General features: G+C 62.4%; 15 protein-coding genes. 8 read left to right on the forward strand and 7 right to left on the reverse strand.

Annotated elements, in window-relative coordinates; all coding sequences use genetic code 11:
* Window positions 1–63: 63 nt before the first annotated feature.
* Window positions 64–795, forward strand: coding sequence for a metalloregulator ArsR/SmtB family transcription factor (locus tag AO692_RS30110; protein ID WP_244483568.1), 732 nt, complete (start codon window positions 64–66; stop codon window positions 793–795).
* 61 nt (window positions 796–856) lie between these two features.
* Here the strand turns inward: AO692_RS30110 and AO692_RS30115 are convergent, their stop codons facing one another.
* Complete coding sequence (locus tag AO692_RS30115; protein WP_054313713.1) at window positions 857–1,867, reverse strand: NAD(P)H-quinone oxidoreductase; 1,011 nt, start codon at window positions 1,865–1,867, stop codon at window positions 857–859.
* A 120-nt stretch (window positions 1,868–1,987) separates the two neighbouring features.
* Between AO692_RS30115 and AO692_RS30120 the strand changes: the two genes are divergently transcribed.
* The 3 genes from AO692_RS30120 (at window position 1,988) to AO692_RS30130 (ending at window position 3,821) form a co-directional block, all read left to right on the forward strand.
* A complete protein-coding gene (locus AO692_RS30120; RefSeq protein ID WP_054313714.1) occupies window positions 1,988–2,179 on the forward strand; it encodes a DUF1192 domain-containing protein in 192 nt (63 codons plus the stop codon).
* A gap of 88 nt (window positions 2,180–2,267) precedes the next feature.
* Window positions 2,268–3,512 (forward strand): MFS transporter, encoded by a 1,245-nt coding sequence (locus AO692_RS30125; protein WP_054313715.1) that lies wholly within the window; start codon window positions 2,268–2,270, stop codon window positions 3,510–3,512.
* 45 nt (window positions 3,513–3,557) lie between these two features.
* Window positions 3,558–3,821: a metalloregulator ArsR/SmtB family transcription factor gene (locus AO692_RS30130; protein WP_054313716.1), complete on the forward strand. Its 264-nt coding sequence runs from the start codon at window positions 3,558–3,560 to the stop codon at window positions 3,819–3,821.
* 172 nt (window positions 3,822–3,993) lie between these two features.
* Here the strand turns inward: AO692_RS30130 and AO692_RS30135 are convergent, their stop codons facing one another.
* On the reverse strand, window positions 3,994–4,848 hold the full coding sequence (locus AO692_RS30135; protein ID WP_054313717.1) for an alpha/beta hydrolase: 855 nt from the start codon (window positions 4,846–4,848) through the stop codon (window positions 3,994–3,996).
* Window positions 4,849–4,939: 91 nt separating this feature from the next.
* On the opposite strand from AO692_RS30135, the gene AO692_RS30140 reads away from it, so the two are divergent.
* Together AO692_RS30140 and AO692_RS30145 are read left to right on the forward strand one after the other, a co-directional pair.
* A complete protein-coding gene (locus AO692_RS30140; protein ID WP_054313718.1) occupies window positions 4,940–5,452 on the forward strand; it encodes a helix-turn-helix domain-containing protein in 513 nt (170 codons plus the stop codon).
* A 250-nt stretch (window positions 5,453–5,702) separates the two neighbouring features.
* Entirely contained in the window at window positions 5,703–6,134 is a 432-nt protein-coding gene (locus AO692_RS30145) for a heme-binding protein (protein ID WP_054313719.1), read from the forward strand.
* 78 nt (window positions 6,135–6,212) lie between these two features.
* Here the strand turns inward: AO692_RS30145 and rpmF are convergent, their stop codons facing one another.
* Together rpmF and AO692_RS30155 are read right to left on the reverse strand one after the other, a co-directional pair.
* The gene (gene rpmF / locus AO692_RS30150) at window positions 6,213–6,395 is read right to left on the reverse strand and encodes a 50S ribosomal protein L32 (RefSeq protein WP_054313720.1); all 183 of its coding nucleotides are present in this window, start codon (window positions 6,393–6,395) and stop codon (window positions 6,213–6,215) included.
* 244 nt (window positions 6,396–6,639) lie between these two features.
* Window positions 6,640–7,398, reverse strand: coding sequence for a transglycosylase domain-containing protein (locus tag AO692_RS30155; protein WP_054313950.1), 759 nt, complete (start codon window positions 7,396–7,398; stop codon window positions 6,640–6,642).
* Window positions 7,399–7,475: 77 nt separating this feature from the next.
* Here AO692_RS30155 and AO692_RS30160 point away from each other — a divergent pair, with 77 nt between their 5' ends.
* Together AO692_RS30160 and AO692_RS30165 are read left to right on the forward strand one after the other, a co-directional pair.
* Window positions 7,476–8,399: a polyprenyl synthetase family protein gene (locus AO692_RS30160; protein ID WP_054313721.1), complete on the forward strand. Its 924-nt coding sequence runs from the start codon at window positions 7,476–7,478 to the stop codon at window positions 8,397–8,399.
* A 91-nt stretch (window positions 8,400–8,490) separates the two neighbouring features.
* Window positions 8,491–10,821 carry a response regulator gene (locus AO692_RS30165; protein WP_054313722.1) on the forward strand — a complete coding sequence of 777 codons (2,331 nt, stop codon included), beginning with the start codon at window positions 8,491–8,493 and terminating at the stop codon, window positions 10,819–10,821.
* 18 nt (window positions 10,822–10,839) lie between these two features.
* On the opposite strand, the gene AO692_RS30170 is transcribed toward AO692_RS30165, so the two are convergent.
* Genes AO692_RS30170 through ispG form a run of 3 tightly spaced genes read right to left on the reverse strand, consistent with a single transcriptional unit; the run spans window position 10,840 to window position 13,717 of the window.
* On the reverse strand, window positions 10,840–11,577 hold the full coding sequence (locus tag AO692_RS30170) for a class I SAM-dependent methyltransferase (protein ID WP_244483556.1): 738 nt from the start codon (window positions 11,575–11,577) through the stop codon (window positions 10,840–10,842).
* Between the two features lie 17 nt (window positions 11,578–11,594).
* The gene (locus AO692_RS30175) at window positions 11,595–12,458 is read right to left on the reverse strand and encodes a lytic transglycosylase domain-containing protein (protein ID WP_054313724.1); all 864 of its coding nucleotides are present in this window, start codon (window positions 12,456–12,458) and stop codon (window positions 11,595–11,597) included.
* A 5-nt stretch (window positions 12,459–12,463) separates the two neighbouring features.
* Complete coding sequence (gene ispG / locus AO692_RS30180) at window positions 12,464–13,717, reverse strand: flavodoxin-dependent (E)-4-hydroxy-3-methylbut-2-enyl-diphosphate synthase (RefSeq protein WP_054313725.1); 1,254 nt, start codon at window positions 13,715–13,717, stop codon at window positions 12,464–12,466.
* Window positions 13,718–13,907 lie beyond the last annotated feature (190 nt).

The following is a 13,907-nucleotide window of genomic DNA, read 5'->3' on the forward strand; positions in this document are numbered from 1 at the left end:
AGGCGTTCGACGTTGACTATTTTCAAAGAGAAGACTTGGTTTAATATTGAGCCCATGCCGAATATGTCAAGCAATGACTTGGAAAAAAGAAATCAGCTGCCGCGTCCGGCTGCGGATCGGCTGCTGACGCTGTTGAAGACTCGCGGTCCGCAGACGGCCGCCGACCTTGGCAAGGCCTTGGGGACCACCGGGGAAAACGCCCGCCAGCAGCTCGGCAAACTGGCAGCGGAGGGGCTTGCTGAAGCGCATGCCGAAGCACGCGGCGTCGGCCGCCCGGTTCAGCTTTGGCAGCTTACCGAAGCCGGCGACGCCCGTTTCCCGGACACGCACGCCGAATTGACGGTGCAATTGCTGCGCGCCGTGCGGACCACGTTCGGGCCTGCAGGTCTCGACAAGCTGATCGACGCGCGCGAGATAGAAACGCTAGCGAATTACCGGCGCGAGATGGATGGCATCGACAGCCTGAGGGAGCGTGTTGCGAAGCTGGCCGAGATTCGCTCGCGCGAAGGCTACATGGCCGAATGGCGCGAGGAGGACGACGCGTTCATGCTGATCGAGAACCACTGCCCGATCTGCGCCGCCGCCCTCGCCTGCCAGAATTTCTGCCGATCGGAACTCGCCGTCTTCCAGGACGTGATCGGCCCAGATGCCGTTGTCGAACGGTTGGACCACATCCTGGCCGGCGCGCGTCGCTGCGCCTATCGGGTCATGCCGAAGGTCGAACACGCGCAAGAGCATGATCCCGAAAAGTGGGAACCGGTTTTCGGAAAAGATCATGCTCCGACAAAGAGATAGAGCGGAATATCCGCTCCATCAGAGTGTTCGAGATTCGAGGAAGCCAGCCCCTGGCTGCGTCTCACCCGACGTCGAGCACGATCTTGCCGATATTATCCCCTTCTTCCATGCGCTCATGCGCGCGCCAGGCTTCCTTGAGGGGGAAGATCATGTCCATCACCGGCGCCACGCGACGGGTTGCGAGCAGCGGCCAGACCTGCGTTTCCAGCGCCGCTGCCACGGCGCCCTTGAATTCCACCGTGCGCGGCCTGAGTGTCGAGCCGGTATGGACAAGCCGCTTGACCATCAGCTTGGAGAAATCAGCCGAAGCGACTGCGCCGGTCTGTGTGGCGATCTGCACGATACGCCCTTCGACGGCCGCGGCATCGTAGTTGCGTCCGATATAGTCTCCGCCGACCATGTCCAGGATGACATTGGCGCCCCTGCCATCGGTCGCTTCCTTGACCGCCTTGACGAAATCTTCCTCCCGGTAGTTCACGGCCCGATCAGCGCCAAGCTTCAGGCACGCCTCGCATTTCTCAGCGCTGCCGGCGGTCGCGATCACATAGGAGCCTAGTGCCGAGGCGAGCTGGACTGCGGTGGTGCCGATGCCAGATGCGCCGCCATGGATGAGCACCGTCTCGCCCGCCTTCAGTGCACCGCGTTCGAATACATTGTGCCATACGGTGAAGTAGGTTTCCGGCACGGCTGCGGCTTCCGTATAGGTGAAGCCCGCCGGCAGCGGCAGCGCGTTGGAAGCGTGAACCTTGACATATTCGGCATAGCCACCGCCCGGCGTCAGCGCACAGACCTGGTCGCCGATACGCCAGCGCGTAGCCCCCTCGCCCAACGCCGCGACCTCACCCGCGACCTCCAGTCCCGGCAAGTCGGATGCTCCAGGCGGCGCCGGATAGGCGCCCTTGCGCTGCATCACATCAGGCCGGTTGACGCCGGCAGCATGGACACGGATCAGGATTTCGCCGGCCCCGGGCGTCGGCACGTCGCGCTTCTCCGGCTTCAACACCAGAGGTCCGCCGGGGGTCGATATTGCGACCGCTGTCATCTTCTCCGGGATTTTCTGTCCGTTCACCATGTTCCTTACCAATTTGCTCCGCTCGTTCGGCGGGATGATTTTGCCCCCTGCCCCATATATGCTTTTCTATGTATGCGGATTGGCGGGTCAGGCAAACCGCAAAACAACGGAGGAGCGACGATGGCGATCTTCGACGACGAACCCGTAAAGAAAGTACGCACCCATGAGATCGGCCAGGATCTCGCGTTGCTTTCGGTGGGCGAACTCACCGAACGCATCGATCTCCTGCGCACCGAGATCGCACGGCTGGAGGCAGAGCTCGCACAGAAGGGCGCGACCAAGTCCGCCGCCGAGGCGCTGTTTCGCCGTTGATGGTCGCAAACGGCGGCACCATGCCGCCAAAATGCCTGAAAACATCGTCCCCACTGGCCTCGCCTGATTCGCGCACCGGACCGACCTGATGTTCGCAGCCTACCGACCGATCCTGTCCCTGCTTCGTGGCACCGCGTTCTTGCTTGCCGCCTCCGGTCTGCATGGCCTGTTGCTGCCGTTGCGCGGCCAGGTCGAAGGGTTCTCCACCGCATCGCTCGGTCTGATGGGCACCGCCTGGGCGGGCGGCTTCGTCGCCGGCTGCTTCTTCGCGCCGCGTCTGGTGCGCCGCGCAGGCCATGTGCGGGCCTTCAGCACCTTTGCCTCGGTAGGCGCCATTATCGCACTGCTCACCGGCCTTCTGATCGACGAATATACCTGGATCGCACTGCGCGCCTTCACCGGTTTCACCATGGCCGGCGCCTTCATGGTCATCGAGAGCTGGCTGAACGAGAAAGCCACCAATGAAAACCGTGGCACCGTCTTCGGTCTCTATATGATGGTCACCTATGCCTCGATCATGGGCGGTCAGATGATCGTGGCCGGTGGCGACGTGAAATCGGCCTCGTTGTTCATGATCACCGGCATCTTCTTCTGCCTTTCGCTGATCCCGACCGCGGTCTCCAGCGCCTCGCACCCGAAACCGCTGCAGGATGTGAAGCTCGACCTGAAAGGCCTTTATTCCAACTCGCCGGTATCGGCGGTAGCCTGCGTGCTCATCGGCGTCGCCAACGGCGCATGGGGCACGCTGGGCGCGGTCTATGGCGCACGCATCGGCATTTCAACGGCGCAGATCGCGCTGATGATGAGCCTTGTCGTCGTGGCCGGCGCCGCCATGCAGATCCCGGCCGGACGCATCTCCGACCGCACCGACCGCCGCTATGTGCTGGCGGCGGCGGCCGTCGGGGCCGCCCTTTGCGCCCTCGTGATGTTCCTGTTCGAATTCCGCTCCGGCACACTGGTTATCATCTTCGCGGCCGCCTATGGCGCTTTCGCTTATACGCTCTATTCCATCGCCGTAGCCCACGCCAACGATCACGCTTCCCCCGAGGAATTCGTCAAGGTTTCCGGCGGGCTGCTGCTGCTCTACGGCTTCGGCACGATGATCGGGCCGCTGCTGGCGGCAGCCCTGATGGGTTGGATCCGACCGGAAGGGCTGTTCCTGGCAACGGCATTCGCGCATCTCGCCCTGGCCGGCTATACGGCGCTGCGCATCAGCCGCCGGGCACCGGTGCCGGTCGAGGAGCGCGAAGCCTTCAAGACCCAGCCGTCGGAGCGCGCGGTAACGCCGGAAGCGGTTCGTTTGGATCCTCGCACGAAACCTGAAACAACCTAAACGTTTCCTGTTGAGATTTACTGCAACTTGCCTCACAAATGGGGCATGATGCTTTCCGATGCTTTCGTCGCCATTGCTGATCCCAACCGGCGTTATCTTCTGGAAGAATTGAGACGAGGTCCCAAAACAGTCAACGAGTTGGCCTCGGGCCTGCCCGTTTCCAGGCCTGCGGTTTCCCAGCATCTCAAGGTTTTGCTCGAGGCTGGCCTGGTCAGCGCCAAGGCCGATGGCACGAGGCGAATCTACGCCGTCGCCAATGGTGGCTTCTTCCGGCTCAACCTTTGGCTCGACCAGTTCTGGGAAGAGTGAAACCAAGCCGAATACACGGGCCGCCAAGAACTTTGTAGCCGGAGGCCGTCCGGTTGCAGTTTTCACGGGCTTTTTTCTTTAGAGCGTTTCCGTTTTTCACGAAAACGCTCTAACTCTTTGTTTTTACGCAATTCAGGACGGAAAACCGTTACGCATTTTTCCTGGAATTGCTCTAGGCTTCAACCGCCGTTCGGACGTGCTCCGCAATGGCGTCGATCATGATTGGCCAGTCTTCACGGTGCAACTCATGCCCGCCACCGGACACTTCGACCAGCCGGCTACCCGGCACGGCCGACGCGAAGGCCCTGCCGTGTTCGACTGGAAAGATCGGGTCCGCGGTGCCGTGGATGACCAGAAGCGGCGCCGAGAGATCGCGAATGCTTTCGCTGGCAGTGCCATCCACCAGCATGAAATGATTGGTCGCACTCGCCAGGCCGCCTGCCCTGTCGTAGTCGCGGCTGACGAAGCCGCGCAGCCGAGCGGCATCGAACGGATGGGCCATGCTTGCCAGCATGCGGCTGTCCTCCACCATGAACTCGATCACCTGAGCCCTGTTCGACCAATCCACGTCGCCGCCGGTAGCCGAATGCGCCTGATAGGCGGCCGTCATTCCCGGAAGCTTCGACGTATCGATACCGATCGGTGACGTGCTGATCGTGGAAAGGGACGCAATGCGCGCCGGATATCGCAGCGCCAGCATCTGCGCGAGCATGCCGCCCATCGACATCCCAACGACATGCGCCTTGCCGACGTCATGGCCATCGAGCACGGCGACGGCGTCGTCAACCATATCGCCGAATGCATAGGTGGGTTTGCCTGGCGGATATTTGGTGGAAAGTCCGGTGTCGCGGTTGTCGTAGCGAACCACATGCAGCCCCTTTTCCGCCAGAGCCTGGCAGAAATCGTCCGGCCACCACAGCATCGAGGCCATGGCGCCCATGACCAGAAGCGCGGATGGGTTACGCTTCTCACCAAAGGTTTGCGTCGCAATCCGGACGTTGCCGGGACGAGAAATCTCAAGCTGCATGCCACCCTCCAAACTGCTTGCATTTTGCAATTGGTTGAACCATAATAAAACCGATCCTATAATGCAACTGGTTTTTTGGTGAGATGCATCCATGACACTCGACCGCCGCTCCGGCTGCCCGATCAATCTTTCGCTGGAAGTCTTCGGCGATCGCTGGAGCCTCATCATCCTGCGCGATATGATCTTCGGCGGCAGGCGGCATTTCCGGGAATTGCTGAACCATTCGATGGAAGGCATTGCCTCCAACATCCTCGCCGACCGGCTGAAGCGGCTGGTGGAACTCGGCATGCTGACCAAGGCCGATGACCCGACCCACAAGCAGAAAGCAATCTACAGCCTGACCGAAATGTCGATCACGCTGGTGCCGATCATGGCGCAGCTCGGCGCATGGGGGCGTGTCTGGCTGCCTGTCACCGAGGACTTGTCCATCCGCGCGAAACTTCTGGAGGAAGGCGGCCCGTCCCTGTGGCAGGATTTCATGGACGAACTGCGGTTCGAACATCTGGGTATCGGCACGCCCAAGCCCGCCGACGCCACGGTACGCGCCAAACTTCAAGCGGCCTATCAGGCTGTCGTCGACGCACAGACGCGCAAGGCTTCCTAGAGCAATTCCAGGAAAAGTGCGTAGCGGTTTTCCGTCCGGAATTGCGTCAAAACAGAAGTTAGAGCGTTTCCGCGTTTCCATTGAAAAACGGAAACGCTTTAGGCTCCACCAACCATTGCGGGACGTCGAAGCGGCGCGAAGCAGTTTCAAGCGGATGGCCGCTTGCCCGCAAAATCTCCGGATTGGAAGATCGCAATGGCATCGGCAATCGTTGTGCCGAGCCATTCCGTTGACCGCAGGAGCGTCGTCTATGACCAGTTTTCCGATCGACAAGGCCAATCAGATCATCGCCGGCGCTTTCGCCAAGGCAGCTGCATTGGAGCTGAAACCGCTTGGCGTGTCCGTTCTCGACGCCGGTGGCCACCTCGTTGCCTTCCAGCGCCAGGACGGCGCTTCCTTCCTGCGTCCGCAGATGTCCTCGGGCAAAGCCTATGCGGCGCTCTCGGTCGGCATGGGCGGTCGCCGCGTCGAGGCGATCGCCAAGGAGCGGCCGCACCTGACGGCCGGCGTCTCGGATCTGTCGGGCGGCAAGGTCCTGCCAGTGGTCGGCGGCGTCCTGATCCGCGACAGCGCGGGCATGGTGATCGGCGCCGTCGGCATTTCAGGCGACACCTCCGACAATGACGAGATTGCCGCCATCGCCGGCATCGAAACGGCTGGCCTCGCCGCGGACGCCGGCTGAACAACCTCTCCCTCCGCACAAACACAAAAAGACCGGCCGGTGGCCGGTCTTTTCATTCGTCCCACAGAGGAGAGCTGCTTAGCTTTCCTTCGGCTCCAGGACCTGGCGGCCACGATACATGCCGGTCTTCAGGTCGACGTGGTGCGGGCGGCGCATTTCGCCGGAATTCTTGTCCTCGACATAGGTCGGGGCCTTCAGTGCGTCAGCAGAACGGCGCATGCCGCGCTTGGACGGGGAGGTTTTTCGTTTCGGCACAGCCATGGATATGCTCCATTCGATCGGTCAATGGCCCGCAACGCCCTCGTGAAAGGGCCGCGTACAGCCGAGTTCTAGAAGAAAGTGGCGTGCCTATACACGGCTGATCGCCTTTTGGCCAGTGTTGCCGCGACTTTTTTTGACCCGGCTCAGGCGATTTCGAAGAACTATCGCGTCTACCCGCCGATGGCCAGCCATTCGTCAAGCGAGACCTTGATCCAAGTTCAGTGGATAGCTCTTCGACGTCGCCTCAATTCACACAGCCGACATACGCGCCCGAACGCGATGCCCGGCGTTCGATCAACGAGGCCAGCCGCCTCAAGCCTGGGCCGGGTTTGCCGGGATCGCGCGTGATCGGATTGGGCAGGGCGACGGCCAGCAGCGCGGCCTGCCGGCGCGAAAGGTTCTTGGCGGAAACGCCGAAATGATAGCGCGCTGCCGCCTCGATGCCGTAGATGCCAGGCCCCCATTCCGCGATGTTGAGGTAGATTTCCATGATGCGCCGCTTCGACATCAGCGCGTCGAAATAGACCGCGAGCGGCAGCTCGATCACCTTGCGCACGGTGCCCAGCGGCCGTGACCATAAAAACAGGTTCTTCACCGTCTGCATGGTGATGGTCGAGGCGCCGCGCGTGATCTCGCCCGACATGGCATCGTCGACGACGCCTTTGAGCTCGCCCAGATCGACGCCTCTGTGGAAACAGAACTGGCCGTCCTCCGACATGATGACGGAGTTGGCCAGCACGGGCGCCACATCGTCGATCGATACCCAGCGCCGATCGTAGCCGGAGAAGGTGACGAGATCCTTCAGCATCAGTGTCGACACCGGATGCACGAAGGAAGGCATATAAAGAAAGGTCAGCACCGCCGGAACGATGGCCAGCACGATGGCAATACGCAACGCCCGCTGCAGCCAACCTCGGTAACCACCGCGTCTGCCCCTCGGTCGCGACGCCCTGTCCAACCCTTCGGTCTCGTGATCGATGATCGGCTCTGCCACCCGCCCAATCCAGTCACAGTTCCCCCTTCGCATAAAGGCGCTTGGCTTCTTGCGCAATGTCTGACTGTCGGCTACCGCTCGCCGCCATGGCAATGGATACCGATATTCCCTTCGAGGCAGCCCTGCTTGTGCGCGCCGAACAGGTCGAGGCGCGGTTGCGCGCACTGCTCGATGGCCGGGCTCTGTCCGGGGAGATCGTTCGCCCACAGCGCCTGCTTTCGGCGATGCGCCATGGGGTCTTGAATGGCGGCAAGCGTCTGCGCCCCTTCCTCGTTCTGGAAAGTGCGGCATTGCTGGCCCCTGACCATGACGAAGCGCCGGCCCTGACCGTGGCCGCGACGCTCGAATGCGTCCATTGCTATTCTCTTATCCACGATGATCTGCCGTGCATGGACGATGATGACCTGCGCCGCGGCCAGCCGACCGTCCACAAGGCTTTTGACGAGGCGACCGCGATTCTGGCCGGCGACGCATTGCTGACGCTTGCCTTCGATACATTGGCAGACGAAGCACTTGGCCTGCCTGCCGATCGCCGCGCCGCCCTGGTGCTGGCGCTGGCGCGCGCAGCCGGAGCCGGCGGCATGGTCGGTGGCCAGATGCTCGACATCGAGGCGGAGAAATCCGCTCCCGATGAGGCTGGCATCATCCGCCTGCAGGCGATGAAAACAGGCGCTCTGATCCGTTTCGCATGCGAGGCCGGCGCGATCCTGAGCGGTGCTTCCGCCACCGATCGCGAGAGGATGGCAGAGTTCGGCTCCGCCATCGGCCTTGCCTTTCAGCTTGCCGACGACCTCCTCGACCTGACTGCCGATGCCGGCACCATGGGCAAGGCCACGGGCAAGGACGCGGCCGCGGGCAAGGGCACGTTGGTTGCGCTGCACGGAGAAGCCTGGGCGCGAAAGCAGCTGAACGGTCTTGTTGGGCAGGCTCACGCATTGCTCGAGCCATTCGGCGAGCAGGCAGCGATGCTGAAGGCTGCAGCCAGCTTCGTGGCGGATCGAAACAGCTGACTGGCTGCAGTCAATCAGCCGGAACGAAATCTTAATGGTAATAGAGCGTAATCCCGGCCGTTAAAATGGCGCGTATGGGTTGGGGTTACGCATGCCTGACTACACTTCCTTTATCCGGTCGATCCGGATCCGTTACCTTTCCGGCTTGCTGATCCTGGCCATTGCGGTCACCGGCACCATCTTCGCCCTGAATCGCGCCGGCGCCTATCGCGCCGAGATCGATGTCCTGGGCGGCCATATCGTCAATTTCGCCCGCGATTTGAACAGTGCCACCGGTTTCGCCGAAACCGCAGTCAGTTCATGGCGGCCGGACACGAGCGCGGCACTCGCGGCATCCGCCAAAGATCACGCGCAGCGCCTCAAAGCCGGCATGGAGGCGCTCAGTGCCGAGATCGCCGCCATCACGCCCAAACTCTCGAAGCCAACCCAGGATGAACTCAACGCGGCTTCCGTCAACGGCTATCTGCTGTGGTCCGCGCGTGACATCCTGCGCAATTTCGACCTGATGATTGCGGCGACACGCGCCCAGGATTGGAATTACCGGGAAATCCGCAACCAGAACGACCTGTTCGCGCAGCCGATGCTGGCGCGTGCCCGCACCGCGATGGATGTCGAGCGTCGCATGGCCGAAACCCGCAGCGACAGGTTGCTGTTGTGGGCGAGCCTGTCGCTTTGCGCCGCCCTGATCGTGGTCGCCATCTGGATCTTCCGCCCGATGGAAAAGGCGATTCGCCGAGCCTTCGCCGAGACGGCGGAATCTCTGTTCAAGGCAGAGGCTGCCGACCGTGCCAAATCGGAATTCCTGGCCAATATGAGCCATGAAATACGCACGCCGATGAACGGCGTGCTCGGCATGGCCGAACTGCTTGCCAAGACCGAGCTCAATCCACGCCAGAAAACCTTCACCGATGTCATCGTGAAGTCTGGCAATGCGCTGCTCACCATCATCAACGACATTCTCGACTTCTCCAAGATCAACGCCGGCCAGCTGACGCTCGACCCCGCCCCCTTCCGCCTCGCCGAGGCGGTCGAAGATGTCGCCACACTGGTTTCAGCCCGCGTCGCCGAGAAGAACCTGGAACTCATCGTGCGTGTCGACCCGCGCCTGCCGCATCATGTCGTCGGCGATGTCGGCCGCTTCCGCCAGATCATCACCAACCTGCTCGGCAATGCCGTGAAATTCACCGAGAAAGGCCATGTGCTGGTCGACGTTTCCGGCGAGGTCGTGGACGATCATGTCCAGATGAAGGTCCGCGTCGAGGATACCGGCATCGGCATCCCGGCGGACAAGCTGCAGAGCGTGTTCGAGAAATTCGCTCAGGTGGATTCGTCCTCGACCCGCCGCCACGAAGGCACTGGACTGGGCTTGGCGATCGCTGCCCGCCTGGTCGATCTCATGGGTGGCCAGATCGGCGTCGAGAGCGAGATCGGCCGCGGCTCGGTGTTCTGGTTCGCCGTCCCGCTTCCTATCCACCAGGCGACAGGCAATGAAGACATCGTGCCCGTCGACGTCACCGGCGCGCGCGTGCTCGTCATCGACGACAATCCGGTCAATCGCGAAATCCTGCTGGAACAGTTGCGCAGTTGGAGCTTCGACTGTGCGGCGGCCGAAAGCGGCGCGGTCGGCCTTGCCTTCCTCGATCGCGCTCATCAGCTCGGCGCATCGGTGGATTGCGTCATCCTCGACTACCAGATGCCCGGCATGAACGGCGCCGACGTCGCCAAGGCGATCGCCGCCGACAGTCGCCTCTCCTCGATCCCGGTCATCCTGCTCACCTCCGTCGACCAGGTCGATTTCGCCAAGTTGATCCTCGACTTCGGCATCGCCGCGCACCTCACCAAGCCGTCGCGTTCAGCCGTGCTTCTGGGGACAGTCATCTCCGTCATCCAGAAGGCCCGCAGCCAGGCCGGCAAAGCGCATTTCGTGCGCGAGCCGATCCATGTTGCCACACCGGCGCAACCGGCCTTCACGGTCATTCGCGGTACACCAGCCCCGCTGCCCAAGCCGGACGCATTGGCCAACCCCACCCGCCCGATCGATATCCTGATCGCCGAGGACAACGAGGTGAACCAGATGGTCTTCGGGCAGATCCTGAACGGGCTGGGCTTGAGCTACCGTATCGCGGCCAACGGCCGCACAGCGGTCGAGATGTACAAGACGCTGAATCCCAAGCTGGTCCTCATGGATGTTTCGATGCCCGAATTGAACGGCTACGAGGCGACACGCGCCATCCGCACGATCGAAGCAGCCAACGGCACCCGCACGCCGATCATCGGGGTTACCGCACATGCCTTGAAGGGCGATCGCGATAAATGCATCGAGGCCGGCATGGACGACTATCTGGCCAAGCCGGTCTCGCCGGACCGGCTCGGCGCCAAGATCGGCACATGGCTCAGCGAAACGGTGGCCAAGACCGCCTGAGCCGATTGCACCGGCCAGCTATCGAAGCCGGCCGAACGGGATGATCTCGCGCGAGGCCGGCGTCCAGGCACCGCCCTCCCAGTCGCCGAACCAGCTTTCGGCGACAAGACCTGTTGCTTCGATGCCTGCGGCAATTTCTTCCTTGGACGGAAAAGCGATCTTCGATTCTGCCGTCAGCATCTGGCCCGTTGCGGCGACCTCGTACCAGGTCCGATAGCTGACAACACCGTCCGCTTCCATGCGAGCATCGTACCAGCCCTTGACCATGCCGAAGCGTGGGTGGCTGACCATTTCTTCCGATCGCTCCGGAACCCAGTCGCGCCATGCTTCGACCACTGGATTGCGACTGTCGAAGACGAAATGTCCACCCGGCGCGAGATGCGCCGCGATGGTTCCGAGCACGGCCAGCTGGTCTTCCCGGGTCAGGAAGACCTGAAAGGCGTGACCGGTCAGGATGACGAGATCGAAGGTACGTCCGATCCTGATCGTGCGGGCATCGGCCTCGACCCATTCCACGTGCTCGCCGCCCGGCCGCCGGCGAGCCACGTCGAGCATCGCGCCGGCTGGATCGACACCGACCACGGCACGACCGTCGGCGAATGCCGCAGCCAATTGTCCGGTGCCACAACCAAGATCGAGCACGGACTTCGCGTCGCCAGCCAATGCCAGGCAGCGCCTCAGTTCGGCATCGCCAGTGTTGACCAGGTCGTAGAAATCGACGAGGGCCGGATCGTTGTAGAGAAGATCAGCCGTCAAGTTCCGTCCGGCCCCGGTCATCTGTTCCTCAGCACGATACAGGAGCCGCCGACGCTGTGCAGCTTGTCGCAGATCTCGTTGGCAGCCTTGCGGTTGTCGGCGCCGATGCGCACGGCATAGACGCCGCGCCGCCCCATCGGCGTGCGCACGCGACTGACCACGGGGTCGGCATTCGCAAGCACGGCCGGAAAGCGTGCCTGTACCCTTTGCCATTGCCGCACGGCAGCGGACCGGCGGAAGTTTCCGGCCACCTGGACACCCCAGGGCTTCACGTGCACAGCCGCCATCGGCACCGTTCTCGCCTTGCTCACCGGCAGTCGCCTGCAAGCGGCGGAAAAATTCTGCTGCTTGGGATCGAGTGGCAGCACCACCCCCGCATAGGCCTTGTCGGAGAACTTGTCGGCCGGCTCACCCATGACGTCGAGCACATACTCTTCCGTTTCCAGCGGCAGGAATCCGCCGGAACCCAGCCAGCGCGTCACCCGGTTCTCGCCGGCATTGTAGGCGGCGGCCGCGAGTCCCAGATTGCCGAAGCCGGATTTCAACTCGGACAGATATTTGGCCGAAGCAGGTATCGCCTGTTCGATGTCGAAGGAGTTGACGAGGCCGCGCATCTTGGCGGTACCCGGCATGAACTGGGCAATGCCCTCGGCGCCGACCGGGCTGACCGCGTTCGGATCGAACCGGCTTTCCTTCCAGATCAACCGGGCGAAGAAATCCTTCGGCAGGCCCTGTTCGGCCGCGTGCGCTTCGATCAGATCGCAAACACGCCCAATCAGCCGTTTCTGTGCCGAATGCGTATGAGGAGGGTCGGCCTGCGCAGGAGAACCCCCCAGCAGTGCCGACAGAACCAAACAAGCGAAACCGGCAGCGCGCCGCATCGGTATTATTCTGCCGCCGCCTGGCCGTGCCCGCCGAACCGTTGTTCGATGTAGTCGGCGACCATCTTCTCGAAATCGGCGGCAATATTCGGTCCGCGCAGGGTTGCCGTCTTGCGGCCGTCGACGAACACCGGCGCGCTCGGCGTCTCGCCGGTGCCAGGCAGCGAGATACCGATATCTGCGTGTTTGGATTCGCCCGGGCCGTTGACGATGCAACCCATCACAGCGACCTTCAATTCCTCGACGCCGGGATATTTCTCGCGCCAGACCGGCATGTTCTTGCGCAGATCCTCCTGGATCGACTGGGCGAGTTCCTGGAAAACGGTCGAGGTCGTGCGACCGCAACCCGGACAGGCCGCCACGATCGGCACGAACTGACGAAAACCCATGGTCTGCAGCAATTCCTGCGACACCTGCACCTCGCGGGTGCGGTCGCCGCCGGGTTCCGGTGTGAGCGAAATGCGGATCGTATCGCCGATGCCCTGCTGCAGAAGAATCCCCATCGCCGCCGACGAGGCGACGATGCCCTTCGAGCCCATGCCTGCCTCGGTAAGCCCGAGATGCAACGCATGATCGGAACGGGTCGCAAGCATGGTGTAGACGGCAATCAGATCCTGCACGCCGCTGACCTTGGCCGACAGGATGATCTTGTCGCGGCCAAGCCCGATTTCCTCGGCAAGCTCCGCCGACAGGATGGCAGACTGCACGATCGCCTCGCGCATGACCTGGTTGGCCGTCAACGGCGAACCCTTCTCCTGGTTTTCGTCCATCAGCCGGGTCAACAGCTCCTGGTCGAGCGACCCCCAATTGACGCCGATGCGCACCGGCTTGTCGTGGCGGATCGCCATCTCGACGATCTCGGCGAACTGCTTGTCCTTCTTGTCCTTGAAGCCGACATTGCCAGGGTTGATGCGATATTTCGCCAGCGCCTCGGCACAGGCCGGATGATCGGCCAGAAGCTTATGGCCGATATAGTGGAAGTCGCCGACGAGCGGCACGTTGACGCCGAGCCGCTCCAGCCGCTCGCGGATCTTCGGCACGGCGGCAGCGCTTTCGTCGCGGTCGACGGTGATGCGAACGATCTCCGACCCCGCACGATGCAGTGCCGCGACCTGAGCTACCGTCTGGTCGATATCGGCCGTGTCGGTGTTTGTCATCGACTGCACGACAACAGGCGCGGCACCGCCGACGAGCACGCCACCGACGTCGACGCCTACCGACTGCCGGCGCGGAAATGGAGAGGAAAAATACCCGGTCATGCCGGTCGCCTCATGAGAAATGCGTCCGGGCATGAGGTGGAGGAGCAGCACAGCCTTGTCAATGGCAAGGTGGACGAAGGTCCGTCAAATCACCTTGCAACGGCCGATTCCACCGCTGCCACGCACGGCGATGAACGGCAAATGCGAGGCATCTGCTTGTTTCGCCCGGCGTAAGCCCTGTGGGAATATT

The sequence above is a fragment of the Mesorhizobium sp. 1M-11 genome (genome assembly GCF_001303895.1).
In the GTDB taxonomy this organism is placed as follows: Bacteria; Pseudomonadota; Alphaproteobacteria; order Rhizobiales; family Rhizobiaceae; genus Mesorhizobium.